At 69.2% G+C, this 22,476-nt stretch carries 28 protein-coding genes; 15 read left to right on the top strand and 13 right to left on the bottom strand.

Features of this window, described 5'->3' with window-relative positions:
* Positions 1–59 precede the first annotated feature (59 nt).
* Entirely contained in the window at positions 60–404 is a 345-nt protein-coding gene (locus ACIBEF_RS10085; protein WP_396792801.1) for a GNAT family N-acetyltransferase, read from the top strand.
* A gap of 16 nt (positions 405–420) precedes the next feature.
* Here the strand turns inward: ACIBEF_RS10085 and ACIBEF_RS10090 are convergent, their stop codons facing one another.
* The 3 genes from ACIBEF_RS10090 to ACIBEF_RS10100 all read right to left on the bottom strand — a co-directional run bounded on the left by ACIBEF_RS10090 (position 421) and on the right by ACIBEF_RS10100 (position 1,790).
* On the bottom strand, positions 421–1,191 hold the full coding sequence (locus ACIBEF_RS10090; RefSeq protein WP_396793110.1) for a PhzF family phenazine biosynthesis protein: 771 nt from the start codon (positions 1,189–1,191) through the stop codon (positions 421–423).
* Positions 1,188–1,310 carry a hypothetical protein gene (locus ACIBEF_RS10095; RefSeq protein ID WP_396792803.1) on the bottom strand — a complete coding sequence of 41 codons (123 nt, stop codon included), beginning with the start codon at positions 1,308–1,310 and terminating at the stop codon, positions 1,188–1,190. The genes ACIBEF_RS10090 and ACIBEF_RS10095 overlap by 4 nt, the downstream gene beginning before the upstream one ends.
* Positions 1,311–1,502: 192 nt before the next feature.
* Positions 1,503–1,790 (bottom strand): helix-turn-helix domain-containing protein, encoded by a 288-nt coding sequence (locus ACIBEF_RS10100; RefSeq protein WP_124855833.1) that lies wholly within the window; start codon positions 1,788–1,790, stop codon positions 1,503–1,505.
* Between the two features lie 146 nt (positions 1,791–1,936).
* On the opposite strand from ACIBEF_RS10100, the gene ACIBEF_RS10105 reads away from it, so the two are divergent.
* From ACIBEF_RS10105 to ACIBEF_RS10130, 6 genes are all read left to right on the top strand, one after another.
* Positions 1,937–2,941, top strand: coding sequence for an NAD(P)H-dependent flavin oxidoreductase (locus ACIBEF_RS10105; RefSeq protein ID WP_396792805.1), 1,005 nt, complete (start codon positions 1,937–1,939; stop codon positions 2,939–2,941).
* Positions 2,941–3,579 carry an HAD-IA family hydrolase gene (locus tag ACIBEF_RS10110; RefSeq protein ID WP_396792807.1) on the top strand — a complete coding sequence of 213 codons (639 nt, stop codon included), beginning with the start codon at positions 2,941–2,943 and terminating at the stop codon, positions 3,577–3,579. Before ACIBEF_RS10105 ends, ACIBEF_RS10110 begins: the two co-directional genes overlap by 1 nt.
* Positions 3,580–3,736: 157 nt before the next feature.
* On the top strand, positions 3,737–6,274 hold the full coding sequence (locus ACIBEF_RS10115; RefSeq protein ID WP_396792808.1) for a tetratricopeptide repeat protein: 2,538 nt from the start codon (positions 3,737–3,739) through the stop codon (positions 6,272–6,274).
* 301 nt (positions 6,275–6,575) lie between these two features.
* A complete protein-coding gene (locus ACIBEF_RS10120; protein ID WP_396792809.1) occupies positions 6,576–7,052 on the top strand; it encodes a hypothetical protein in 477 nt (158 codons plus the stop codon).
* Positions 7,053–7,165: 113 nt separating this feature from the next.
* Positions 7,166–7,597 carry a DUF6196 family protein gene (locus ACIBEF_RS10125; RefSeq protein WP_396792810.1) on the top strand — a complete coding sequence of 144 codons (432 nt, stop codon included), beginning with the start codon at positions 7,166–7,168 and terminating at the stop codon, positions 7,595–7,597.
* Between the two features lie 221 nt (positions 7,598–7,818).
* Positions 7,819–8,223 (top strand): HAD family hydrolase, encoded by a 405-nt coding sequence (locus ACIBEF_RS10130; protein WP_396792811.1) that lies wholly within the window; start codon positions 7,819–7,821, stop codon positions 8,221–8,223.
* Between the two features lie 70 nt (positions 8,224–8,293).
* Here ACIBEF_RS10130 and ACIBEF_RS10135 read toward each other — a convergent pair whose 3' ends face one another.
* On the bottom strand, positions 8,294–8,527 hold the full coding sequence (locus ACIBEF_RS10135) for a holin (RefSeq protein ID WP_357232695.1): 234 nt from the start codon (positions 8,525–8,527) through the stop codon (positions 8,294–8,296).
* Between the two features lie 330 nt (positions 8,528–8,857).
* Between ACIBEF_RS10135 and ACIBEF_RS10140 the strand changes: the two genes are divergently transcribed.
* Positions 8,858–9,535 carry a hypothetical protein gene (locus tag ACIBEF_RS10140; protein WP_396792812.1) on the top strand — a complete coding sequence of 226 codons (678 nt, stop codon included), beginning with the start codon at positions 8,858–8,860 and terminating at the stop codon, positions 9,533–9,535.
* On the top strand, positions 9,532–9,939 hold the full coding sequence (locus ACIBEF_RS10145) for a nitroreductase family deazaflavin-dependent oxidoreductase (protein WP_396792813.1): 408 nt from the start codon (positions 9,532–9,534) through the stop codon (positions 9,937–9,939). The genes ACIBEF_RS10140 and ACIBEF_RS10145 overlap by 4 nt, the downstream gene beginning before the upstream one ends.
* A gap of 86 nt (positions 9,940–10,025) precedes the next feature.
* On the opposite strand, the gene ACIBEF_RS10150 is transcribed toward ACIBEF_RS10145, so the two are convergent.
* Entirely contained in the window at positions 10,026–10,853 is an 828-nt protein-coding gene (locus tag ACIBEF_RS10150; RefSeq protein ID WP_396792815.1) for an SAM-dependent methyltransferase, read from the bottom strand.
* A 212-nt stretch (positions 10,854–11,065) separates the two neighbouring features.
* On the opposite strand from ACIBEF_RS10150, the gene ACIBEF_RS10155 reads away from it, so the two are divergent.
* Positions 11,066–12,259: a cellulose binding domain-containing protein gene (locus ACIBEF_RS10155; RefSeq protein WP_396792817.1), complete on the top strand. Its 1,194-nt coding sequence runs from the start codon at positions 11,066–11,068 to the stop codon at positions 12,257–12,259.
* A gap of 9 nt (positions 12,260–12,268) precedes the next feature.
* Positions 12,269–13,411 (top strand): arabinogalactan endo-beta-1,4-galactanase, encoded by a 1,143-nt coding sequence (locus ACIBEF_RS10160; protein ID WP_396792819.1) that lies wholly within the window; start codon positions 12,269–12,271, stop codon positions 13,409–13,411.
* Between the two features lie 90 nt (positions 13,412–13,501).
* Here ACIBEF_RS10160 and ACIBEF_RS10165 read toward each other — a convergent pair whose 3' ends face one another.
* Complete coding sequence (locus ACIBEF_RS10165) at positions 13,502–13,888, bottom strand: hypothetical protein (RefSeq protein ID WP_396792821.1); 387 nt, start codon at positions 13,886–13,888, stop codon at positions 13,502–13,504.
* 100 nt (positions 13,889–13,988) lie between these two features.
* Between ACIBEF_RS10165 and ACIBEF_RS10170 the strand changes: the two genes are divergently transcribed.
* Positions 13,989–14,246, top strand: a complete 258-nt coding sequence (locus ACIBEF_RS10170) for a DUF6221 family protein (protein ID WP_396792822.1) — start codon at positions 13,989–13,991, stop codon at positions 14,244–14,246.
* Between the two features lie 238 nt (positions 14,247–14,484).
* On the opposite strand, the gene ACIBEF_RS10175 is transcribed toward ACIBEF_RS10170, so the two are convergent.
* The 4 genes from ACIBEF_RS10175 to ACIBEF_RS10190 form a co-directional block, all read right to left on the bottom strand.
* Positions 14,485–15,780, bottom strand: coding sequence for a GAF domain-containing protein (locus ACIBEF_RS10175; protein WP_396792824.1), 1,296 nt, complete (start codon positions 15,778–15,780; stop codon positions 14,485–14,487).
* A 248-nt stretch (positions 15,781–16,028) separates the two neighbouring features.
* Positions 16,029–16,469 (bottom strand): nuclear transport factor 2 family protein, encoded by a 441-nt coding sequence (locus tag ACIBEF_RS10180; protein WP_396793112.1) that lies wholly within the window; start codon positions 16,467–16,469, stop codon positions 16,029–16,031.
* Between the two features lie 22 nt (positions 16,470–16,491).
* A complete protein-coding gene (locus tag ACIBEF_RS10185; RefSeq protein WP_396792826.1) occupies positions 16,492–16,995 on the bottom strand; it encodes a polyketide cyclase in 504 nt (167 codons plus the stop codon).
* Positions 16,996–16,999: 4 nt separating this feature from the next.
* Complete coding sequence (locus tag ACIBEF_RS10190; RefSeq protein WP_396792829.1) at positions 17,000–17,443, bottom strand: MerR family transcriptional regulator; 444 nt, start codon at positions 17,441–17,443, stop codon at positions 17,000–17,002.
* A gap of 37 nt (positions 17,444–17,480) precedes the next feature.
* On the opposite strand from ACIBEF_RS10190, the gene ACIBEF_RS10195 reads away from it, so the two are divergent.
* Complete coding sequence (locus ACIBEF_RS10195) at positions 17,481–18,386, top strand: oxidoreductase (RefSeq protein WP_396792832.1); 906 nt, start codon at positions 17,481–17,483, stop codon at positions 18,384–18,386.
* A 64-nt stretch (positions 18,387–18,450) separates the two neighbouring features.
* On the opposite strand, the gene ACIBEF_RS10200 is transcribed toward ACIBEF_RS10195, so the two are convergent.
* From ACIBEF_RS10200 to ACIBEF_RS10210, 3 genes are all read right to left on the bottom strand, one after another.
* On the bottom strand, positions 18,451–19,314 hold the full coding sequence (locus tag ACIBEF_RS10200) for a TIGR03620 family F420-dependent LLM class oxidoreductase (RefSeq protein ID WP_396792835.1): 864 nt from the start codon (positions 19,312–19,314) through the stop codon (positions 18,451–18,453).
* A 202-nt stretch (positions 19,315–19,516) separates the two neighbouring features.
* On the bottom strand, positions 19,517–20,164 hold the full coding sequence (locus tag ACIBEF_RS10205) for a response regulator (RefSeq protein ID WP_396792837.1): 648 nt from the start codon (positions 20,162–20,164) through the stop codon (positions 19,517–19,519).
* A complete protein-coding gene (locus tag ACIBEF_RS10210) occupies positions 20,161–21,267 on the bottom strand; it encodes a sensor histidine kinase (RefSeq protein ID WP_396792840.1) in 1,107 nt (368 codons plus the stop codon). The genes ACIBEF_RS10205 and ACIBEF_RS10210 overlap by 4 nt, the downstream gene beginning before the upstream one ends.
* Positions 21,268–21,405: 138 nt before the next feature.
* On the opposite strand from ACIBEF_RS10210, the gene ACIBEF_RS10215 reads away from it, so the two are divergent.
* Together ACIBEF_RS10215 and ACIBEF_RS10220 are read left to right on the top strand one after the other, a co-directional pair.
* Positions 21,406–21,999: a CDP-alcohol phosphatidyltransferase family protein gene (locus ACIBEF_RS10215; RefSeq protein ID WP_396792841.1), complete on the top strand. Its 594-nt coding sequence runs from the start codon at positions 21,406–21,408 to the stop codon at positions 21,997–21,999.
* Positions 21,996–22,466 (top strand): hypothetical protein, encoded by a 471-nt coding sequence (locus ACIBEF_RS10220; RefSeq protein ID WP_396792843.1) that lies wholly within the window; start codon positions 21,996–21,998, stop codon positions 22,464–22,466. Before ACIBEF_RS10215 ends, ACIBEF_RS10220 begins: the two co-directional genes overlap by 4 nt.
* The last annotated feature ends 10 nt before the right edge of the window (positions 22,467–22,476 follow it).

The following is a 22,476-nucleotide window of genomic DNA, read 5'->3' on the forward strand; positions in this document are numbered from 1 at the left end:
ACAACACCGACCACACCGATCCCAGCCCGATCGCCGCTTAACATCAAACGGATCCCGCGATGGCCGTCTCTTACACCACCAGCGCGGACGTGACCGCGCTGCGTCATTGGTGGATCGAGGTGAACGACAAGCTGGCTGGTTGGGGCTGTCTGCGCTGGCATTCAGGGCCGGAGGTGGAACTGGACACGTTCGGCCTCAGACCGGAGTACACCGGTCATGGGTACGGTGGTTGCGCTTTGTCGCTGCTGACGCAGGCCGCATGGAATCAGCAAGGTCCGCAGGGCAGTGCAGAGCAGGGCGGCCGAACCCGGCGGGTCTGGCTCCGTACCTCGAATTGGGATCATCCGCACGCGCTGCCGAACTATCTGGCCCGCGGCTTTGCGCTGGTCGAAGGTCGCACTTAGAGACGGTCCCGGAGTGTCAGTCGTGGGTGGAGGCGGCTGGCGCGCGCAGATGGGCGGTGGTGCTACGGCGGGCCGAGGTCGACCATTCCACCGATTCTGGCGACGATGCCGTCTGCGCTGTGTGTCGCGCTGGCGAAGACCGATGATGGGCTTTGATGCGTGTCGCCCTGGTGGATTCGATCGCGTTGTTGCCGGATGTGTCGAGCAGGTGAGCGGCGAGGCAGCCGACACTGTTGGCATTTGCAATGTCCTCGTCGACGCCGATCGCTGGGGCGAACATCCGGGCTGCGCCCGTTCTTGCGGTTGGGGGCAGCGCGTAGGTGAAGCAGCCGAGATATCCGAGTAGCCGACACTCGGTTGCCAGCCGATCGAAGGCGGGCCGCATGGACAGCAGTGTGCGGCGATCCCGGACGGGAACGAGGAGTCGTGGCCTGCCCGGCGACGCGACCCGTAGGTCGGCGGCGATGTCTGCTCGTTCCAGGCCGAGGGCCGCGATGATGCCACCGCCAGTAGCGTCGGCATGGTCCGACAAGGCGATGACGCCCTGGTCGAACCAGACCTCAATGCCGTTATGGCGCCGGATGGCGGTGGTGGCGAAGGTGCGGCCTCCGCTGCGTTGGCGGCCGTGGTGCTCCATGGCGCCGCTGCGGTCCAGCAGCACGGCCTGCGCGGCGATGGTGCCGTGCCCGCAGTTCGGCAGCTCCCCGGTGCTGGTGAAGAACCGCACCCCGGGTGCGTCCGCTGTGGTGGTGTCGACGAACGCGGTGTGGGAGGTGCCGGCCCTCAGGGCGTCGCGTGCCGTTCGGCGTCGATGAGCATGGCATCGTCGATCACGACTGTGGTGGGGCTACCGCCTTCCCCGTAGCGGGTGCAGGCGTTCACCACCGCCACTGGTGGGCCGGCCATCAGGGGGCCGTGACGTCGGCGAAGCTGGGAGGCCCGCCGGGCGGCATCATCGTGGCGGGTTGTGCCATCAGGTCGGGCGTGAACGGCGTTTCGAGCGCTGGGATGCGAGCCATGACCAGACTCCGATGCTTCGGATTCAGAAGCACGGTAGCGATTTCGCTTCCGAAACGCCAGGGTAGACGTTTCGCGGGTTTAGGCCTTGTCGTCCACGCTCAACGTCGAGGCCCATGCGTCGGACCAGCGAACGAGCGGGCGCAAGGCCTGGTAGGCGCCGCGGCCGAGGTCGGTGAGCGCATAGGCCGTGTCCGCCTGCTGAGCGACGAGGTGGGCGTCGAGCAGCTCGGTCAGCCGCTGCCGCAGCACGCTGGATGACATGTTGTCGCAGCGCTGCTGGAGCGCGCGGAAGCCGACCGGACCATGCTGCAACTCCCAGATGATGCGCAGGTTCCAGCGACGCCCGAACAGGTCGAGGGCGGCCATGAGGGGTCGTCCGGTACTCGATCCGCGTACCGGCTTGCCCGGCCTGGCTGCCGTCATCGCCCGCGCCGCCCCTCTTGATGCTTCGATATTCGATACAGTACCGTCCGATGTGCTGATTCGATTTCCGAAGCGATCGGGGCTGCTTCGTGAGGCGATTGCGCACTGCGTTGTGTGACCGGTTGGGCATCGATCTGCCAATCATTCAGGCGCCCGTGGGTTCTGCGGCGGTACCGGAACTGGCGGCGGCGGTGTCCGAGGCCGGTGGTCTCGGCATGCTGGCGTTGACGTGGCACACCCCAGATCAGGCACGGCGGAGCATCCGGCGTACCCGGGAGCTCACCACCCGGCCGTTCGGGGCAAACCTGGTTCTCGACTTCCCGGTGGACGATCTGCTCACCGTGTGCCTGCAGGAGAAGCTGCGGATCATTTCCACCTTCTGGGGCGACCCGTCGCCGGTGCACGGCCGGATTCACCGGGCCGGCGCGCTGCACCTGCACACGATCGGTGACATCGCCGAGGCCGTGCAGGCTGTCACGGCCGGGGTGGCCGTCGTCGTGGCCCAAGGCTGGGAGGCGGGCGGTCACGTCCGGGGCGGCACGACCACCATGTCTCTGGTGCCGGCGATCGTCGACGCGGTCGGGCCGGTACCGGTGGTGGCTGCGGGAGGAATCGCGGACGGGCGTGGCGTCGCGGCGGTGCTCGCGCTCGGCGCCCAGGGTGCCATGCTGGGCACCCGCTTCCTGGCCGCTGCCGAGGCCGCCACCCACGAGGTGTACCGGCAGCACCTGATCGCGGCCACCGGAGCGGACACCGTACACACTCTCTGCTTCGACGGCGGATGGCCGAACGCCACGCATCGCGCGCTACGCAACACGACCCTTCAGCGTTGGCAGGCGGCCGGCTCGCCGCCCGCCCCACTGCGGCCCGGCGAGGGTGATGTCGTCGCCATCGACGCATCTGGCGAGAGCCGACCTCGATACGAGGACCTGATTCCGTTGCCCGGGATGACCGGTGACCTGTCAGCCATGGCCCTGTACGCGGGCCAGTCCGTGAGCCTCGTCAACGACGTCCTGCCCGCTGCCCGCCTGCTCCACGACATCGCCGGTCAGGCCACCGCCACCATCGACCTGCTAAAAAGCCAGGCGACGTGATGTCAATTCCATCTGCGTTGTTGTTCGATGTCGACGGCGTGCTGGTCGACTCCTATCCGGCATACCGCCGGATCTGGAGCCGGTGGGCGACGCTACGCCACCTCGACCCGGACCTGGTCTGGTCCCATACCCACGGCCGCCGGCCCGTCGACACCATCGCGGTGGTGGCCCCGCACCTCGACGTTGACGCCGAGTACCGGCTCGTTCGAGAAATCATGGCCGCCGAAGGCGACGCCTTCCCCGTCTACCCCGACGCCGCCGCCGTGTTGAGCCTGCTCGATGGTCACCCGTGGGGTGTGGTCACGTCGGGTCGAACGCCGACCGTGAAGCAGCGGCTGCGCGCTGGCGGCCTGCCGGATCCTCCCGTCCTGGTCGACAGCAGCCAGGTCCGGCGCGGCAAGCCGAGCCCCGAGGGCTATCTGCGCGCGGCACACCTTCTCGACACCCCCGCAGCGAACTGCCTTGTGATCGAGGACGCTCCCGCCGGGATCGAAGCAGCCCGGCTTGCCGGCATGACGGTCGTCGCCGTCCGCACCACACACCCTGCCGACGAACTGACCTGCGCTCACCACCGTGTCGACACCCTCAGGGACACGATCCCCCTCCTCGCGGACTGGCTGAAGGGGCCTCCACCATGAACGAGGGGACCGAACAGATCGATCTGGTGGTCCTCGGGGCAGGCCCGGGCGGCTACGTCAGACCGGCTGTCGCTGGCTCTGGAGGTCGTTGGCCCAGCGACAGAAGGGTCCTCGCGCTGTGCCGAACCGCAGGCAGCCTGCCCGCTACCATCCACGCGTGACACGAGCCCGTCGATGGATGCGATGGATCTTTCTCGTCAGTGGTGTGGTTTTTCTGGCGGCGGGCGGTTACTGGCTATTCACCACAACCCGGGCTCAGGCCAACGGGCAGGCGGGTTGGACCGGTGGGTTCATCGCGGTAGCCGGGTTGGCGTTCGGGATGGCCCAGGTTGTTCTCGGCGCCCTGGCGCTGCGCCGACAGCAGCCGGCCCGCGACGTAGCGTCGACCATGGCACCCGCGGGAACACCAGGGATGATCTCGCTTGCCGTGCCGGAGCCGGCCGCATTCACGCGGGGCCGTGACGAACTGGTCGGCGAGCTCACCAGGCTCAATCGCGGGTGGTACCAGCCAGCGGCGCGGGTACGGGTGCTGCACGGCATGGGCGGTGCGGGCAAAAGCACTGTGGCTCAGCTGGTGGCCAGGCGATTCGCCGATCGTAAGGCAAAGGTCTGGTGGGTCTCGGCGGCGAACGCCACCGCCCTGCAGACCGGCATGCGGCAGCTCGTCGCCGATCTCGGCGCCTCCGATCACGACATTCAGCGAGCCTGGTCCGGGCTCACCGGCGCTCCGGATCTGCTCTGGAGGCTGCTGTCCGCCGTTCCCGGACGGTGGCTGCTGGTCATCGACAACGCCGACGACACCCGGTTGCTGGGACTGGACGGTGAGCCGGTCACGTCCGCTCGGGGGTGGGTCCGGCCGGTACCGAACCGTCGGGGATCCCTACTGATTACCACTCGCGACGGCGACCCCGAGGTGTGGAACACCACCTGGTGCCGAATGCACCCGATCCCGATGCTGTCCGCCTCCGACGGTGCGGCCGTACTGCTCGAACACGCCGGGAACCGCGCGGGTGGCGTACGAGAGGCCGTCGCACTGTCGCAGCGTCTCGGCGGCCTGCCGCTGGCTCTCAGCCTGGCCGGCCGTGCCCTGGCCGACGCACAGCAATTGCGGCTACCCGGCATCGCGACCACCTTCGCGGCCTATCAGGCCGCGATCGATCAGCTCGGCGAGGCCACCATCGGCGAGGCCGTAAGCCGTACCTGGGAATTGTCGCTCGACCTGCTCGACAGTCGCGGCCTGCCTGAAGCCCGGTCGCTGATGTGGCTCCTCGCCACCTTCGCCGACGCGCCGATTCCGACCGGGCTGCTGGGACCACCGTTGAATCCCCGCGATACGCAGGAGTCACTGCGCGCCCTGGCCACACTTGGCCTGATCACAGTCGAGGATGGCGAACAGGACGCGGCGAGCCTGCGCATCCATCCGCTCATCCGCGCCGCCGCTGATCCGGTGGCCCAGTTGAGCCTGGCGGTCACACTGCTGGCCGGATTCGCCGACGGCGACCCGGACGACTCCGGGCAGTGGCCACGGTGGCAGGCCGCTGCCCCGCATGCCATCCACCTGCTCAACCAGGCAGCCCGCACCACCGACACCGGCCTGATCATCCGTTCCGCTCGCATTGCCGAAGACGCCGCCCGTCACCTCAATGCCACTGGGCTGTACGCCGTAGCCCTCGACCACCTGAGCGCCCTGCGGTCGATCCGGGATCGGGAGCAGGGCGCACACCATCCCGACACCCTCACCACCCGGTACCGCCTGGCATACACCACCGGATTCGCCGGCGATCCGGTGGCCGCACGCGATCAGTTCGCCGCGCTGTTGTCCGCTCAGGAACGGGCGCTGGGCACCGACCACCCGGACACCCTCGACACCCGCAACCAGCTGGCCCGCTGGACCGGAGAGACCGGCGACATCGTGGCGGCCCGTGATCAGTACGCGGCACTGCTACCCGTCCAGAGGCGCATCCTCGGCCCAGAACATCCGGCCACCCTCGCGTCATGGCAGGGGCTCGCCCAGTGGACTGGCTGGTCCGGCGACGCAGCCGCTGCCCGCGATCAGTTCGCCGCGCTGCTACCGGTCCGGGAACGGGTACTGGGCGACGAACACCCGGACACGCTGGCCACCCGGCATCGGCTGGCCCAGTGGACCGGCTGGTCGGGCGACGCCAGAGCGGCCCGCGACCTGCTCATCGGCGTGGCCGACAGTTTCCGCCGGACACTCGGTGCGGAGCACCCGGATTGCCTGCACGCCCAACATCACCTGGCGCGCTGGATCGGATACGCGGGCGATGCCGCCGCTGCTCGCGATCGATTTGCCGCGCTGCTACCCATCCGCGAGCACGTCCTGGGCCCGGAACATCCCAACACCCTGGCCACCCGCCATGGCCTTGCCCTCTGGATCGGATACGCGGGCGACGCCGCCGCCGCACGAGATCTGTTCGCCGCACTCGTCCCCGTCCGCGCACGCGTCCAAGGTCCGGGACACCCGGACACGCTGGGCAGCCAGCACGAACTTGCCTCTTGGACGGGAAAAGCGGGCGACCCCGAAGGCTCCCGGGCCCAATTCGCCGCGCTGCTGCCGGTTTGCGAACGGGTGCTGGGCACCGACCATCCCGACACCACCGACACCCGCCGCAAACTGATCGAGCTTCTGGACGGAACCACCAGGCCAATCCCGAACGGCGATCGCGGACACTGAGATCCACGAGGACCGTGGCGACCAGGATCGTCGGCGGACGGGAGCCGGCGGCACTGACCTCAATAGGAGCGTCGGGATGGCCGGGGCGAGTCGCATCACCGGCAGGCGTTGGGGGTACGTGCTGTCGATGCGCCTACATCCTGGTGAGGTAGAAGCCGTTGGCTGGCAGGTCGTGACCGTGTTCGACGCCGTTCGGCAGTTACGCGACGCATCACCAGACGTCAGCGGGCGTCCGCGGGTGATCGCTATCGACGGCCGGGGTGGTGCAGGCAAGACGAGCCTGGCTGGGAGACTGCGTCAGGTGGAACCCAGCTCGGCCGTCGTGCACACCGACGACGTGGCCTGGAACCACGCCTACTTCGACTGGGGTGCCGTACTCACCGAGAACATCCTGCGACCCCTGCACCGGGGGGAACCGGTGGACTTCCGTCCCGACGCCTGGATCAGTCACGATCGAGCCGGATCGATCACCGTCCCCGTCGACGTCGACTTCGTGTGGGTCGAGGGCACCGGCATCATCCGGGAGGAAATGGCCCCATGGCTGGACGCCTCGATATACCTACAGGGCGATCTTGATGATCAGGAGCGCTTGTTGGTCGATCGCGACGGCGACTCTTCCGAACAGCGGGAACACGTGGCGAGTTGGCTGCGGGAGGAACTGCCCTTCATGCTGCGAGAACAGCCGTGGCTCCGAGCCACCCTGATCGTCGCGGGCCCTTCACCGGTAGATCACGACCCGGACACCGAACTGGTCGTAGCCCGACCGCCGAGCCTCTAGAACCTGAGCGCTGCAGCGGTGCCGGGTCGCAGATCAGGTGAGCCAAGGGGCTGGCCGGCGGCGGTGTGTCGAGGGCGACTGCGTCGGCTGGCGTCATCGGGCAAGATCGGCGCATGGTCAGCATCAGCCAGGAGTCCAGTGACGAGACCGCGCAGCGGTTGCGGCGGGTCATCGCGGCCGCCGAGCTGGTCATGTTCGATGGTGAGTGGTCGTTCTTCGAGGCACCGCTCACCCAGCCACCGGCCTTGACGACTGACCTGCTGGCCGTGGTGCGCGACGAGGACCGGTGGTCCTGGTTGGCACCGGGTGCCGGGACCGATGGTGAGCGCTTCGCGGTGTTCTCGGTGCACTTCCCGCCCGACGTGGACAACAGCGGGTTCGTCGGATGGCTGGCCACCGAGTTCAAACGCCGGCTGGGCACCGGCGTGTTCGTCATCTGTGGTCACAACAGCGAGCGCGGTGGCATCTACGACTACTGGGGCTGCCCGGCACAGGTCCGCGCCGAGGCCGCGCAGGTCCTTGCTGAGCTGCGCGCCGGTCGGTAGCCGTCCGCATCAGGTGGCCGACTCCCGAACATCGGAGAGATCGCTGGTCCGATACCAGCACCAACCACCCTCAGTTCCATGATCCAGAGGCCGTGACCCGGGATCGCAAGCGGTCGACGGCGGTGACGGCCTCAGTAGGATGCTGAGATGTCTCGGCCGGTGAACATCGCCGTGCCCTCGCGCGCCGGGTGTTGGGCGCTGTCTCGACCGCCACCCTCGACGTGCTCGACGTGCTGCGCGACGGCGGGCATCCACTGGCCCTCATCAGCAACGCCACCTCCGAGACCGCCGAGGCATGGCCGCAGAGCTCGCTCGCCCGCCGCCTCGACGTCGCGGTCTTCTCGTGCGAAGTCGGGCTTGCCAAGCCCGACCCGGCGATCTACCGCATCGCCGCCGAGCGCCTGGGCGTCGCTCCGTCTGAATGCGTCTTCGTCGGTGACGGCGCGGACGGCGAATTGGCCGGCGCGGCAGCGGTCGGCATGACCGTGCTTCGTACGACTGAGCACAACGACACCGACCCGAGCTGGGGCGGGTGTGCGTTCGCCAACCTTGGCGACCTGCCGACCCTGCTGCGCGAGTCGACCGTGCTGTTTTCCGCTTCGACGCTTGACGGTCGGCTCGGGTGACCACCTCAGAGAGTGAGACGCCCCCGCCGACCGACGTCAGCGGGGACGCACCGTTCGCAGCCGAATGAGGCTACTGCTCGGCGCCGACGAGGCTGGGCGAGTCGCCCTCTCCCGATACCTTCGCACTCACCAGTGAGGTGAGCACTGACAGCACCGCCGCACCGGACGCGATGCCACCGGCCGCTGCCCAGTCCGCCTGCCAGGCGTTGAACACGACGTCAGCGCCCCAGTAGAGCAGCAGACCCTGTGCGGCGCTCTTCACCGCCCGCTCGGCGGTGGCCTTCCAGAACCTCGTGGTGAACATGTTGATACCTCCAGGGGTAGGTTCATCGGACGGTCCATACGTCAAGAATGCCTGGTCAGAGGCGGTTAGTGCTTGCCGCGCTGCCCGGGGCGCCAGCGGGTACGGCAGCGGCCAGAACGCGACCCAGGTGCAGGACGAGAGCACCAGGAGCGCCCCTGCCAGGCCGGCAAGCGACTCCTCGGTGGGCCGGCCTCATACAGTGGGCGGGGCTGGTCTTGACGATGACTTCTGCGGTGCGGGTCGGGCTACGGTGTCGGCTTCCGGGGTGTCGGGTTGGGGCCAGCCGGTGCAGGCGTGTCCGCGCCTGGTGACGACAGGTGGGAGCCGGCGGTGGAAATGGTCGAGCGGCTCATTTCCCGGACGGATGCCGCCTACCAGCGCTGGTTGGCGTGTGTCGCCGACGACGTCGTCGCCGGTGGAGTGGTCATCTACTGCCTGGAATCCCTGGTGGAACGCAACGCGACCTACCGAGTCGGCGAGTGGCTCACGGGTTACCTCCTGATCGGCCAAGAGGGCGATCGGGGATTCTTCCTCAGGTGCGACGGCGGCGGGCCGGTGTTCTGGGCCGACCTGGGCGGTCTCGGGGAAGTCGACCTCGATGTTGCTGCCTCCGGGTTCGAGGTGTGGCGGCGTTCCGGTTTCGCTCTGCCGGCCGACCCGGATCCGGACCTACCACTAACCGCCGACGTCTATGTGGACGGGATTCCGCTCGACGGGGTTCAGTTGCTGTCACGGGTCAGGAAGCTGCTGGGCGTGGACTGGCGGTTCGGGGATCTCGGGGCCCTGCTCGCCGCCCAACCGATCCTGGCGGCCAGGTCAGCTCATCTGTACGCGCTGCGCCGCGACCTGGAAGGCGCCCATGAGTTGCGGCCATACCTGCTCTACGCCACCGACCACGGATTGGAAACGGTGTGGTCGACCGGCAGCGTGGTCGCAGTGTCACGCGCCGGTCAAAGCTGTAAGAATCTTGTGGACGGAGCCGGTGCGCGGGGCGAGGAGAAGGCATGAGCGACTGGAATGACAAGATCATCGCTGAGTTTCGCGCCAACGGTGGGCAGGTCGGTGGTCAGTTCGCTGGCGCTCCGCTCCTGCTGTTGCACACTGTCGGTGCCAAGAGCGGCCAGCCTCGCGTGAACCCGATGATGTACCAGAAGGTGGACGGCGGCTATGCCGTGTTCGCGTCCAAGGGCGGTGCGCCCAGCAATCCGGACTGGTACTACAACCTGCTTGCCCACCCCGAGGCCCAAGCCGAGATCGGTACGGACAAGGTCGAGTTGGTCGCCAGGGTTGCCGCCGGGGACGAACGGGAACGGATCTGGAGCGCGCAGAAGACCGCGTATCCGGGCTTTGCCGACTACGAGCGCAAGACGACCCGACAGATCCCAGTCGTCGTACTGGAACCCGCACCGTAGGCAGGCTCGGTACAACCACGTTCAGATCTGACACGTGAGCGCGTCGGCGGGGGCGCCCCGCCGACGCGCTCACCAGAAGACGGCGTCTACGGTTTGCGGGCGAGGAGCCCGACGAAGGTGTGATAGGTGTCGGTCTGCACCGTGGTCGGTGCGTCCGGCTCTGGGCGCCATTCGGCCAGCGGCACCAGACCCGGCTCCAGCACCGTCAGCCCATCGGCGAACGAGAGAATCTCCTCGTCTGTGCGCCAGCGGCCGGTGCCGAGCGATTCGTTGAAGACCCGCTCGACCTCGCGGGCCTTGCGGGAGCCCTCCGGGTCTCGCTCGCCCGGGTCGCGGAAGTGCGAGATCGCCACGTAGCTGCCGGAGGGCAGCGCGTCGATCAACGCGGCCGCCACCGCCTTCGGGTCCTCGTCGTCGCCAAGGTGGTGCAGGATGGCGAAGAGCAGCAGGCCGATCGGCCGGTCGAAGTCGAGGAACCGGCGTACGTCGGGGTGGTTGAGGATCTCCTGCGGCTCCCGGATGTCCGCCTGGATCACCGTCGCGGTGCCCTCCGCGGCGAGCAGAGCCCGCCCGTGCGTCAGGACGATCGGGTCGTTGTCCACGTAGACCACTTGAGCCTTCGGGTTCTGCTCGGTGGCGACCTCGTGCACGTTGCCCTGGGTGGGCAGCCCCGATCCGATGTCGAGGAACTGATCGATGCCGGCCTCGGTGACCAGGAATCGGATCACTCGACGCAGGAAGGCCCGGTTCGCCTGGCCGGCTGCCGGCCCGTCCGGTGTGATCCGCAGGGCGTGCTCGGCGACCTGCCGGTCGACCTCGAAGTTGTCCTTGCCGCCCAGGAAGAAGTCATAGACCCGGGCCACGCTGGGAATGTTGGGGTCGATGCCGGGGGGTGCCGCCTTGTCGCGGGTCACAGGCGTCTCCATTCGATCGGGATTGGCGCGGGCTCGGGCTCTGCGGGCGGTGCCGGCGTTGCGGCGAGTCTAGCGATCGGAGGGATTGGATTTTGCCCCACTGGTATCGCTCCCAGTGAATCGTTCGACCGCACCCACATGTGCTGGGTTAATCAGCGGCCGAGGTGTGAGACACGTTGGCGATCATCGATGTCTTGCTGCATCGTCGACGTATGACAGGCGCTCCCTCGTCCTCGCTGATCCGCCGACTGCGGCCGGGCCTGCTGGTCGCCGTCGTGCTGTCGACGGCGGTGCTCGCCAGCGCTCTGGGCGCCACGTCGGCGGCCGACGCCGGCACCGTGACGCCCGCCGCGTACCCGTTGGTCGCCCCGGCGCCCGCTGGGGCCGCGGTGTCCGTCGCAGCGACGGCCCGGACCGCCACACCACCTCCGACTGCGCCGTCCAGTACGCCGAGCACCTCGCCCGTCCCGCCGAGTGCGCCCACGAACCTGACCGCCAGCGAGGTCCGCAGCGCGTCGGTCACCCTCACCTGGACGGCCGCCACGTCCGGCTGCTGCGCCATCACCGGGTACGACATCACGTACTACCAGGAGTTCGGCGACATCGTCTTCAGCGCCAGCGTCGGGGCCGTCACCAGCACCACGATCACCAGCTACCTTGGGGCGGGACAGCAGTACACGTTCCGATTGATCGCCCGGGACAGCCTCGGGCAACGCTCGAACTGGTCGAATGCGCTGACAGTGGTCACCCCGGTGACGGACACCGGCCCGGACACCACCCCTCCGACCGCGCCGCAGAACCTGACAGTCGGCGAGGTGGCCGCCTCGACCGGCACGCTGTCCTGGTCGCCGTCGACGGACAACGTCGGCGTGCTCGGCTACAACGTCTACCGGTTCGACGGCTGGTTCACGTCGCAACTGGTCGCCACCGTGCCGGGTACCACGTACACGGCGCCGCTACCTGCGTCGGTGCCGCTGCGCAACCTGTACTACGTGCGGGCCCGGGACGCGGTGGGCAACGTGTCGATCGCGTCCAACACTGTCACTCTGCCCACGACGACGACCACTCCGACGCCCCCGCCGCCCTCGACCTGCCGGGTGACCTACCGGAACCAGTCCGAGTGGCAGGGGGGTTTCGTGGCCACTGCGACAGTCCACAACGCCGGGACGGCACCGATCGACGGCTGGATCGTCACCTTCAGCTTCCCGGGGGACCAGCAGGTCACCTCGGGGTGGAACGCCACGATCGGCCAGACCGGGGCCGTCGTGACCGCTCGTAACGTCGACTGGAACCGCGTCCTCGCGCCAAACGGCTCTGCGACCTTCGGCGTGCAGGGGCGGTGGGGCGTCAGTGACGCCCCACCGACCGGCTTCTCGCTGAACGGCGCTCCCTGCACGGTGGGCTGAAGGAGTCTCGTGAACACGCATTCGGCCACACCCCATCACCGCAGTGCCAGGGCTCTGCTCGCGGCCGTCGCAGTCGGCGTCCTCGGCGTCGCCAGCACGCTCGGCGGCGCACCCGCGCCCGCCTCCGCCGCGAACACGCTCACCATGCGGGGTGCCGACGTCTCCTCGTTGCAGCGCAGCCTGGATCTGGGCGCCAGGTACTACGACGCCGGTGGCGTCGCCCGCGACCCACTGGACATCGTGAAGTCCGTCGGCGTCAACTACGTCCGGTTGCGCGTCTGGAACAACCCGCTCAGCGGCTACAACAACAAGAGCGCGGTGCTGGGTCAGGCGAGGGCGGCCAGGGCGAAGGGCCTCAAGGTGCTCATCGACTTCCACTACTCCGACACCTGGGCCGACCCGGGAAAGCAGTACAAGCCGGCCGCCTGGGTCGGCCACAGCCTGAGCCAACTGCGTTCCGACGTCTACGCCTTCACCTACGACGTCTGTTCCAGCCTGCGGGGGCAGGGCAACCTGCCGGACAGTGTGCAGATCGGCAACGAGATCAACGTCGGGATGCTGTGGAACGAGGGCAAGGTCGTCAACAACGACTTCGCCCCGCTGGCCGGCCTGCTGAAGCAGGGCTACAACGCGACGAAGGCGTGCGGCAGCGGCATCCCGGTGATGATCCATACCGCCAACGCCGACAGCAACGCCAACGCCCGATGGTTCTACGACGGCATCCGAGCGCAGGGTGTGCAGTGGGACATCACGGGGCAGTCGTACTACTGCATGTGGCACGGCAGCATGGCGAACCTCTACAACAACATCGTCGACCTGCGGGGGCGCTACGGCAAGCCGGTGGTGATCGTGGAGACCGCGTACCCCTTCACCCGGAACAACGCGGACAGCGAGCCGAACGCCATCGGCGACGCGACCTGTGACGGCATCAGCGCGACCTGGTCCGGGCAGGCCCAGGAGTTCGACTGGGTGCAGAACACCGCCCGCAACGCGGGGGCCATCGGCGTCTTCTACTGGGAACCGACCTGGTACGCCGTCCGCGGCAACGGCTGGGACCCGGCCAACATCAACGGCACCGGAAATCAGTGGGACAACATGGCGGTCTTCGACTGGTCCGGGCGGGTGAACCCGGGCGTGCGGTGGACGCCCTGACCCCGTCGGACGTGCGGCGACGGCTCCTGGCCACTGCCGCGATTCGCCCAGGCAGCGGCCACGATCCGTCGCCGAAATCCGCGGGGAGGATCAGCAGGTGCGCGGCTGCCAACTCACCTTCGTCACGAACATGGGCACATAGAGATCCCCGCCGCCGGGGCGAGCGCAGATCGCGCCGGAGAGCTGCGTCCCCAGATAGTTGTAGGACCAGGTGATCTCGGCGTTGCGGGAGGTGCGGTTGTAGTAGTTGAAGGCCGGGACGTTGCCGGACCATTCAGTGGTGGTCACCAGGGACGGAGTCGCGGTGGGGCCCTCTGCCGGATGATCCCAGTTGGGCCAGATGCATAACGTGCCCTGCGGGCAGTTCCCGGGTGACCAGTAGTCGGCCGATCCCTGGGAGGTTGCCGCCGAGGCGGCAGGGGCGGTGGCCAGCACGCCAGCGACGGACGCGGCGAGGGCGATGGATCTCAACAGCACGGTTCACCTACTTAAATAGATGAGCATGGATGTCTGCCAAAAGGCTACCGGTGGAAATTTGAAGGGTCAAGCACTTGTGACCGTGGGTGAGAATCGGCGGATGGAAGATCTCCTGCGATTCCTTCACCGCCGGTACGAGGCGGACTGCCACGCGTACACCGACGTGTTTCACCGGTTCGGGAGCGAAGCGCTCCTCGACAGCCACCTGCCAATGCTCGACCTGGTCGACAACCTGGCAAAGGAGTACGAAGCCATGGACCGTGACGACGAGCGGTTCGCTGGTCTCGCGTACGCGCTGCGGGTGCTCGGGCAGTCGCACAACGAGCATCCCGACTACCGCAAGGAGTGGCGGCCCTAGGTGTTCGGCAGGCCACCCCTGGTGAGGCAGGTCGAGATGCGCGAGCTGCGTCTCCTGCTGGGTGACAAGAGGTACGCGCGCAAGCCGGTCGGAACGGAGGGTCTGCCTCGGGGTTGGTTCGTCGCTCTCCGGCTATCTCGACCGAGCTGACGCGATCCACGGATGCCCGGGAACAACGGCGTTCTCCAGCGTCCGTGGGTCGATGCTCCACTGACCTTCAGCGCGGCATCGGGAACCATCAGCGGTTGAGGTAGGCGGTCAGGCCGCCGAGTTCCTCGCTGGCGATGAACACCGACCGCACGTTGAGGATGGCCTCCTCGACGTGGGCGGGGCAGCCCCACGCCGCGTCACCCCACGAATCGGCGACCTTGACCTCGGCTGGCGCCGTGCACCCGGCGGCACCGCCGAGCTGGCAGTGCTCGGGGTGCGGCGCGGCGGCCTGCGCGGCCGCGGCGGCGCGCATCTGGGTGGCGAGTTCCGCCGCGACGGTGGCGCGCTGCTCAGCCTCGGCGCGCAGTTCCCGCTCCACGCGCAGCACCTTGGCCAGCTCGTCACTGGCGGACTTGGCGCGTGCCTCGGCGGCGAGTTTCGCCTGCTCGATGTGGTGGCGTTCGATGGCCAGGGCTGCGGTGCCGGCGAAGAGCCGGGTGAGGGCGAGGTCGGTGTCCTGCGGGACTCGCGGGGTGCGGTGATACATCGCGAAGGTGCCCAACAGGCCGCCGTCGCGGGCCAGGATCGGCGTGGACCAGCAGGCCGCCAACCCGGCCTGGTCGGCCAGCCCTCGAAAGTCGTCCCAGAACGGGTCGGTGGCGATGTCGGTGACGATCACCGGTTCCCGCCGGTGGGCGGCGGTGCCGCACGAACCGACACCTTCGCCGGTCGCGATGCCGTCGGTGGCCTGGTTGTAGAAGTCCGGCAGGCTCGGCGCGGCGCCATGGCGCAGGTGCCGGGCGTCGGGGTCGGCGAGCAGCACGGAGACGAGCACCTCCTGCGGTGCGAGGTTCTCGATGCAGCGGGCCATCCCGTCGAGCACCTCGGTCAGGGGCGCCTGGCGGGCGATCTGCTCCACCAGGGCGCGGTGTTCGGCCATCAGCCGTTGGGCATGCTTGACCTGCGTGGTTTCCACGCCCAGCACACTGATGCCGGTCACGTTGCCGTCCGCGCCCCGGCGCGGCTCGTAGGTGAAGTCGAAGAACGCCTCCCTCGCCTGCGGGCCGCTGCCCAGCACCACCCGGACGTCACGGCCGGTGTAGGGCTCACCCGTGCGGAGGACCTGGTCCAGGAGCGCGATGAATCCCTGACCGGCCAGCTCAGGCATCAGTTCGGCGAGTGCGACCCCGACCCGGGCCCGCTCCTCGCCGATGGTGGCGAGGAACGCCGGGTTCGCCGTCTCCAGCAGGTGCTCTGGCCCGGCCAGAGAGGCGAAGACGGCGATGGACTGCCCGAACAGCGCCCGCAGGTCCTCCTCCGCTGCTTGCTCGGCAGTGGCCGGACGCGCAGCGGCAGTAGACCGTTGGCCTGGTACCGCGGTCATGGTGGGGGTTCGCCTCTCGTCTGCGGATACGGGGAACGTGTCACCGATCGGTGGGGGCGGCCACCACTGCCCGGAAGGGGTCGGCTGAGGCCACCGCCGGTGCAGCGTACCCATGTGCCCGACATTCAGGTCTTACCCACCAACCAGACACCGCAACCTGAAGCCATGGCAGCGTCGACGACGGCAGCCACGACCAGCAGCATTGGTCGCGGAATGAATGACGCCGGGAAACGCGGGTGCGTTTGCGGCTATGCCTGGTCCCGGCTGAACAGTTGCACCCAGGTGCGGTGAGTGAAGCGCCACCCGGTGTCAGTGCGGACGAACCGGTCGTGGTCCTCTCCGACGACCCAGGGGGTGCTGGTCGGCCGGCCGTCGGCGTCGTTGAGGTAGACGGTGAGCACCGTGACCCCTTCGGCGGTGTCACGGCCGTCGGCGTCGGCTCCGGTGGAGACGAAGCGCATGTTGGACGCCAGGTGCCGGATGCCAGGGTAGGGGTTGTTGCGATCGAGTTCCTCGCCCCAGGCGCGGATCGCGTCGCGCCCCTGAGCTGGCTGCCCAATGTCGATCATGCCGTCGTCGGTGAACAGCTCGTGCAGGGTGCCGGCCTGGCCGGAGTCGACTCGCCAGCCGCTCTCGCCCACCAGCCGCGACAGGCTCAGATGGTCGGCATCGCCGACGAGACCGGGCAGGTGGGATCGTTGCTCGTTCCATTCACCGGTGCCGGCTGCGCTCGGCGAGTTGCTTCAGGTTCAGTAACTGCCGTCGCGCCATGATCAGGTCTCCGACGGACAGCCCTGGTGCGGCCCAGCGGGGCGTCTGCATGACGACCTTGAGGAGCAGACGCGTGGTTGTCCGCTCCCAGGGCACCAGGACGTAGGACATGAAGGCGCCCATGATGGTGCTCGTGAGCTGCCTGCCGGGGTCGACCGAGACGATTCTTCCCAGCTTCCGCCCACCCGCTGTGGTGAACGCCTCGCCGACGTGAGGCTCGGACAGGCCCTGCAACTCGCGAGGTGAGCGGCGGCCCAGGTTGTCGAGCCAGTCATACGAGTACGGGGCAAGCCTCACCTGGGCCACCCACGGCCACACCGCTGCGGGGGGCGCCGCGACCGACACTCCCCGCCATGCCTGAAGAGCGGGTGAGGCGACGAAGTCGTCGCAGGGATAGGACCGGGTCGTCTCGTTCCTGGTCACGCCCCACCGGTCACCGATCACGGCGTCATCCTCCCGTCGCGGGATGGGGCTGTTTCTGCCACGGATCACCTGAGGCGCCGGCGGTGAGGTGTCGTTCGTAGCCGGTCACCTTGGCGTCGATGAGGTCGAGGCAGTCCTGCAGTTGGGTGAGCTGCTCGGTGACGCGGCGCTGGTGTTCGCGGAGCAGCTTGAGCCGCTCGGTCTCGTTGCCGCTGCCCTCGCGGACGAGTTGGGCCAGGCGGCCGATCGTCGTGAGCGGCATTCCGGAGGCCCGGAACTTCACACAATTCGTCAGCCACTCGACGTCCCACGCGCTGTAGACGCGCCTGCCGGACCCGTCGCGGCGCACGTCGCTGGCCAACAGGCCCGCACGCTCGTAGAGCCGCAGAGTGTGCACAGTCAACCCGGTGCGCTGAGCCACCTGCCCGATGCTGAGGCCGCCGTCCGCCATGGCCTCGACCGTAGCCATTGACCTGGACCTCGGTCTAGCACCTAGCGTCCGCGGCATGACCTCCTCCATGTTCGGTGCCCACAGCACTACTGCGGACGTCCTCACCGGAATCCGCCTCACCGGCAGGACCGCCCTCGTCACGGGCGGCTACTCCGGCCTCGGTCTCGCCACGACCCGCGCGCTCACCCAGGCCGGGGCTCGGGTCGTCGTCCCCGCTCGCCGGCCCGACGCGGCGCGGCGGGCACTCGCCGACGTGGCCGGGGTCGAGGTCGACCAGCTCGATCTGGCCGACCTCGCTTCCGTCCACGCGTTCGCCGAACGGTTCCTGCGTGACCACCCCGCTCTGGACATCCTGATCGCGGGTGCCGGAGTCATGGCCTGTCCCGAGACGCGGGTGGGGCCCGGCTGGGAAGCGCATTTCGCGATCAACCACCTCGGCCACTACGCGCTGGTGAACCTGCTGTGGCCCGCACTCACCACCGCCAGGGCGGCTCGTGTCGTCTCGGTGGCCTCCGGGCGCGAGCCGGCGTGGCGGATCCGGTGGGACGACGTGCAGTTCGCGCGCGGCTACGACAAGTGGGAGGCGTACACCCAGTCCAAGCTCGCGAACATCCTGTTCGCCCGCCACCTCGACATGCTCGGCGCGACGCACGGCGTCCGCGCCTTCTCCGTGAACCCCGGCTGGATCCTCACCCCTCTGCAACGACACCTCGCGGTCGAGGAGATGGTCGCCGCCGGCTGGATGGACGCGGAGGGGGCGCCCGCGCCCGGCCTGTTCAAGACGGTCGAGCAGGGCGCGGCGACCCAGGTGTGGGCCGCCACGTCACCCGATCTCGACGCGAAGGGCGGCGACTACTGCGTGGACTGTCGCACCACCGATGGCAGCCCTACCGACAGCGGCGAGGCAGCCCGCCTCTGGGCGCTGTCGGCCGACTTGACCGGCCTCGACCTCGTCGGGTAAGCGAGTGGTGTCGCGGCGCTTCCACCACCGGCAGGCCCCGATCATGTCGCCGGGGCTTCGGAGGTCAGATCAGGGCCGCGGCGAGGACGCGGAACGCGTCGACGGGGAACGCCTTGTCGTCGCCTCCGTTGAGCACCTGGATCGCCACCTCGTCCGCGCCGGCCTGGTAGTGCTTCTCCAACCCGGCCACCACCTGTTCGACGGTGCCCCACGGGATCAGGGCGTCGACGAGGCGGTCACTGCCGCCGTCGGCGAAGTCCTCGTCGGTCCAGCCGAATCGCCGCAGGTTGTTGGTGTAGTTCGGCAGCGCGAGATACCCCCTCGTGTACTGGCGGGCGGTGGCGCGCGCGGTGGTGGCGTCCGCGTCGAGGACCACGGCGACCTCGGGGGCGAGCAGCCGGTCGGGCCCGATTGCCGCCCGGGCTTCGGCGGTGTGCTCGGCAGGGACGAAGTACGGGTGCGCCCCGGTCGAGCGGTCGCGGGAGAGTTCGAGCATCCGGGGGCCCAGTGCCGCCAGGATGCGCCGCTCGGGCGTGAGCCCGGCCGCGTCGAGGCCGTCGAGGTAATCGACCATCCGTGAGTACGGCTTGCGATAGTCGGTGCCGTCACTTTCCACCACCACCGCGTGGCTGGCGCCGAGTCCGAGCAGGAAGCGGCCGGGGTGCGCCTGCTCCGCGTCCTTAGCGAACGCCGCCGCCTCGGGTGGCGTCGAGTGCCAGATGCTGAGGATCCCGGTCGCGACCCCGATGCGCGTGGTCCCGTCCAGGATCTCCCGGAAGCGGGGGGCGACGTTCTCGCCGAACCCACCGGAGAACCAGATTCGGGAGTAGCCCAGGCCCTCCAACTCCGTCGCGGCGTCGATGGCCGCGCCCTGACTCTCGCTAGCAAGGAAGAACGGTTGCCATACGCTCACGAGTCGTTGTGCCATACCGGAACCCTACGACCGTCAGCCGCTGACCGCTTCCGGTAGCGCCGCCAAGGCTGATCCCGACGGCCGGCCGCGGTGTGGCCGGGCAGGGTTCGTGGGGCCAGAAGCCGAGCGGGTTCACGGGAGTTTCGCGACATGGGTTCAATCTTCGGAGGTTGGCAGGCCAGCCCGGGGAGCCGGCCGGCACCCGCCGGCTCCTGAGTCACGGTGTGAGGCCGGCCCGGATCGCCAGGATGGCGGCTCCTACACGATCGCGGCTGCCGGTCTTGGCCAACACATTTGTCACGTGGGTCTTCACGGTGCTCATGGACAGGTAGAGGCGTTCGGCGATCTCGTTGTTGTTGAGCCCGGCGCCGATCAGGGCGAGCACGTCGGTCTCCCGAGCGGTCAGCTGGTAGGCCGCCAACTCCACCTGGGTGGCCGGCCCGGTGGCGCGGACCCGGTCGAGGACGGCGCCGGTGACCTCGGCGGAGAGGACCGCCTCGCCGGCCGCGACGGTGCGCACCGCGGCGATGAGGTCGCGGGCGCTGGACCGCTTGAGCAGGAATCCGCGTGCGCCGGCGGCGATGGCGTCCAGGACGTAGGCGTCGTCGTCGAAGGTGGTGACGACGATGACGGCCGGCGCGTGTGGGATTCTGGCCAGCTCACGGGTGGCTTGCAGGCCGTCGAGTACCGGCATGCGGATGTCGACGAGGGCGACGTCGATGCGGGAGTCGCGCCGCACCGCGTCGAGGAGCTGCCGGCCGTCGGCCGCCTCGGCCGCGATCTGGATGTCGGCTTGAGATCGCAGGATCAGGCTGAAACCGTCCCGGACCAGTTCCTGGTCGTCGGCGACCGCGACCCGGATCACGGGTTCACCACCGGAAGATTGGCCTGCACCACTGTGCCTCCGCCGGGGCGCTGGCTCAGCTCCCAGCTCCCGCCGCGCGCGGAGACGCGTTCCCCGATGCCGAGCAGACCCGAGCCGCTCGTGGCTGCGCGGGGCGGGCCGATGCCGTCGTCGCTGACCCGCAGGCGAACATGGTCGCCGACCCGGATCAGCTCGACCCAGGCCGCCGTGGCTCTCGCGTGCCGGGAGATGTTGGTGAGGGCCTCCTGGGCGATGCGGTAGGCGGTCAACACACCGATCTCGTCGAGGCCCGGGTCGGGGTCCAGCTCGACCCGCACCGTCACGCCCTGTTGACGTAGCGGCTGGGCGAGCAGCTCGTCGATGTCGGACAGGCGCGGCGGCGCGCTCACCGCTATCGACGCGGTGGGATCGCGCAGGTGCACGACGAGCGTGTCGAGCTCGCTCAGTGCGGTGCGGCCACTACCCGCGATCGCCCGCAACGCCGCCCCCGGATCGTCACTGAGCTGGCCGGCCTCGGCCTGCACCACCATCGCGGTGACGTGGTGGCCGACCACGTCATGCAGCTCGCGGGCCAGGTTGGCACGCTGCTCGCGCCAGGCCGCCTCCTCGCGTAGCTCGCCTGTCTCCCGGGTCAGGGCGAAGCCACGTGACCACGATCGGAACAGGACCGCGAGGAGGTAGCCGGCTGTCACGAAGAAGAGCGGCTGCTCGTACACCCCTCGCCCGTTGAGCAGCGCGATGGTGAGGGCGCCGGCCGCGCCGATCAGGCCAACCACCCACCCCAGCCACGGGTGTCGGGCCGGGTCCTCGCAGACCGAGACGAACACCAGGCCGGCTGCCGCGAGGCCCAGCTGCACCGACTCTCCGGTGCTCACGATCGCCACGAAACCCGCGCAGACCGCGAAGACCGCGGTGCGGTAGCGGGGGCGCAGCGCCGTGGCCCCGAGGCCGACCGGCAGCACCAGCCACGCCCAGCCCGCCGGCACGGACACGCCGTCCTCGACGGTGGTGACCACGGCCGCGATGATCAAAGCCGCCGCAGCGTACGCGAGCCGGCGCACCCGCCCGGGGTCGCGCAGCCGTTCGCGGATTCCAGTCAGCACCAGCACAGTCTCCGTGACGGGCCGGAAGGCCGGCCAGTACCCGGGTACCGGATCGGCCGGCACCCCGGTACCGCCCTCGGAGCCGGAACGGCACCGCGGCACGTTCCGCGAGAACGCTCGCCGGACGACTCTGCGGAGGTGACTCTCGTCGACTCCCGCGCCGCCATCACCGTCGGCCCGCTCCGTACGGTTCCCAACTACATCACCGCCGTTCGCACGGTCGCCGCTGTCAGCGTCGGGGTGGGGGCCCTCGTCTCCGGGTCGGTGGCATTGATGGCGGTATCGTACGGTATCTACTGGCTCGGTGACGTCCTCGACGGCTGGGCCGCCCGTCGACTCGGCCAGGAGACCCGGGCGGGGGCCGTCTTCGACATCGTGAGCGACCGGGCGTGCACCGCCGTACTCTGCGTCGGCCTGGTCTCCCTCGTGCCGGACGTCGCGGTCGTGGCAGTGGTCTTCCTGCTCTCGTTCCTGGTGCTGGACACCATGCTGTCGCTGGCGTTCCTGTGCTGGCCGGTGCTCAGCCCCAACTACTTCCACCTGGTCGACCGGCGGGTGTGGGCGTGGAACTGGTCGCCGTTGGCCAAGGTCGCCAACACCGCCGGCGTCATCGGCGCCATCGCGTTCGGGCAGTACCTGCTCGCGCTGGCCGTCGCCGTCGCCGTCGTGGCGGTCAAGCTGTGGTCGGTCGCCGCGGTGGTCCGGCTGCTCGAACGGGACGGCCGGGCATGAGCAGCCTCGCCGAGGCCGTGGTGGCGCTCGGCTACGGTGTCGCGTCGGCGCTCGTCCCGATCGTCAACGCCGAGGCCTACGCCGTGGTCGCCGGGCAACGCGGCGGCCACGCTCTCGTCGCCGTGCTCGCCCTGGCGCTCGGGCAGACCGCCGGCAAGCTGCTGCTGTTCGAGTCGGCGCGTCGTGGGTCGGGGCGGCTGGCCCTGAAGATCGCGAAGCGGGCAGAGTCAGGTCGCGCGGCGACTCGGGCCGCGCGCTGGACCGAGCCGATCCAACGGTGGCTCTCCCGCCGCCGCACAGCCCTGCCGACCGTGCTGGCCCCCGCCGCGGTCGGAGTTCCACCGCTGGCCGTCGTCAGCCTCGCCGCCGGCACCGGGGGCCTTCGACGCTGGGAGTTCGCCGTCGCCTGCCTCTCCGGGCGGGTGATCCGCTTCGCCCTGCTCGTGCTGCCAGCGGTGCTGGCCTGACCCCGGCTCC

The sequence above is a fragment of the Micromonospora sp. NPDC050795 genome (genome assembly GCF_044456785.1).
GTDB lineage: Bacteria > Actinomycetota > Actinomycetes > Mycobacteriales > Micromonosporaceae > Micromonospora.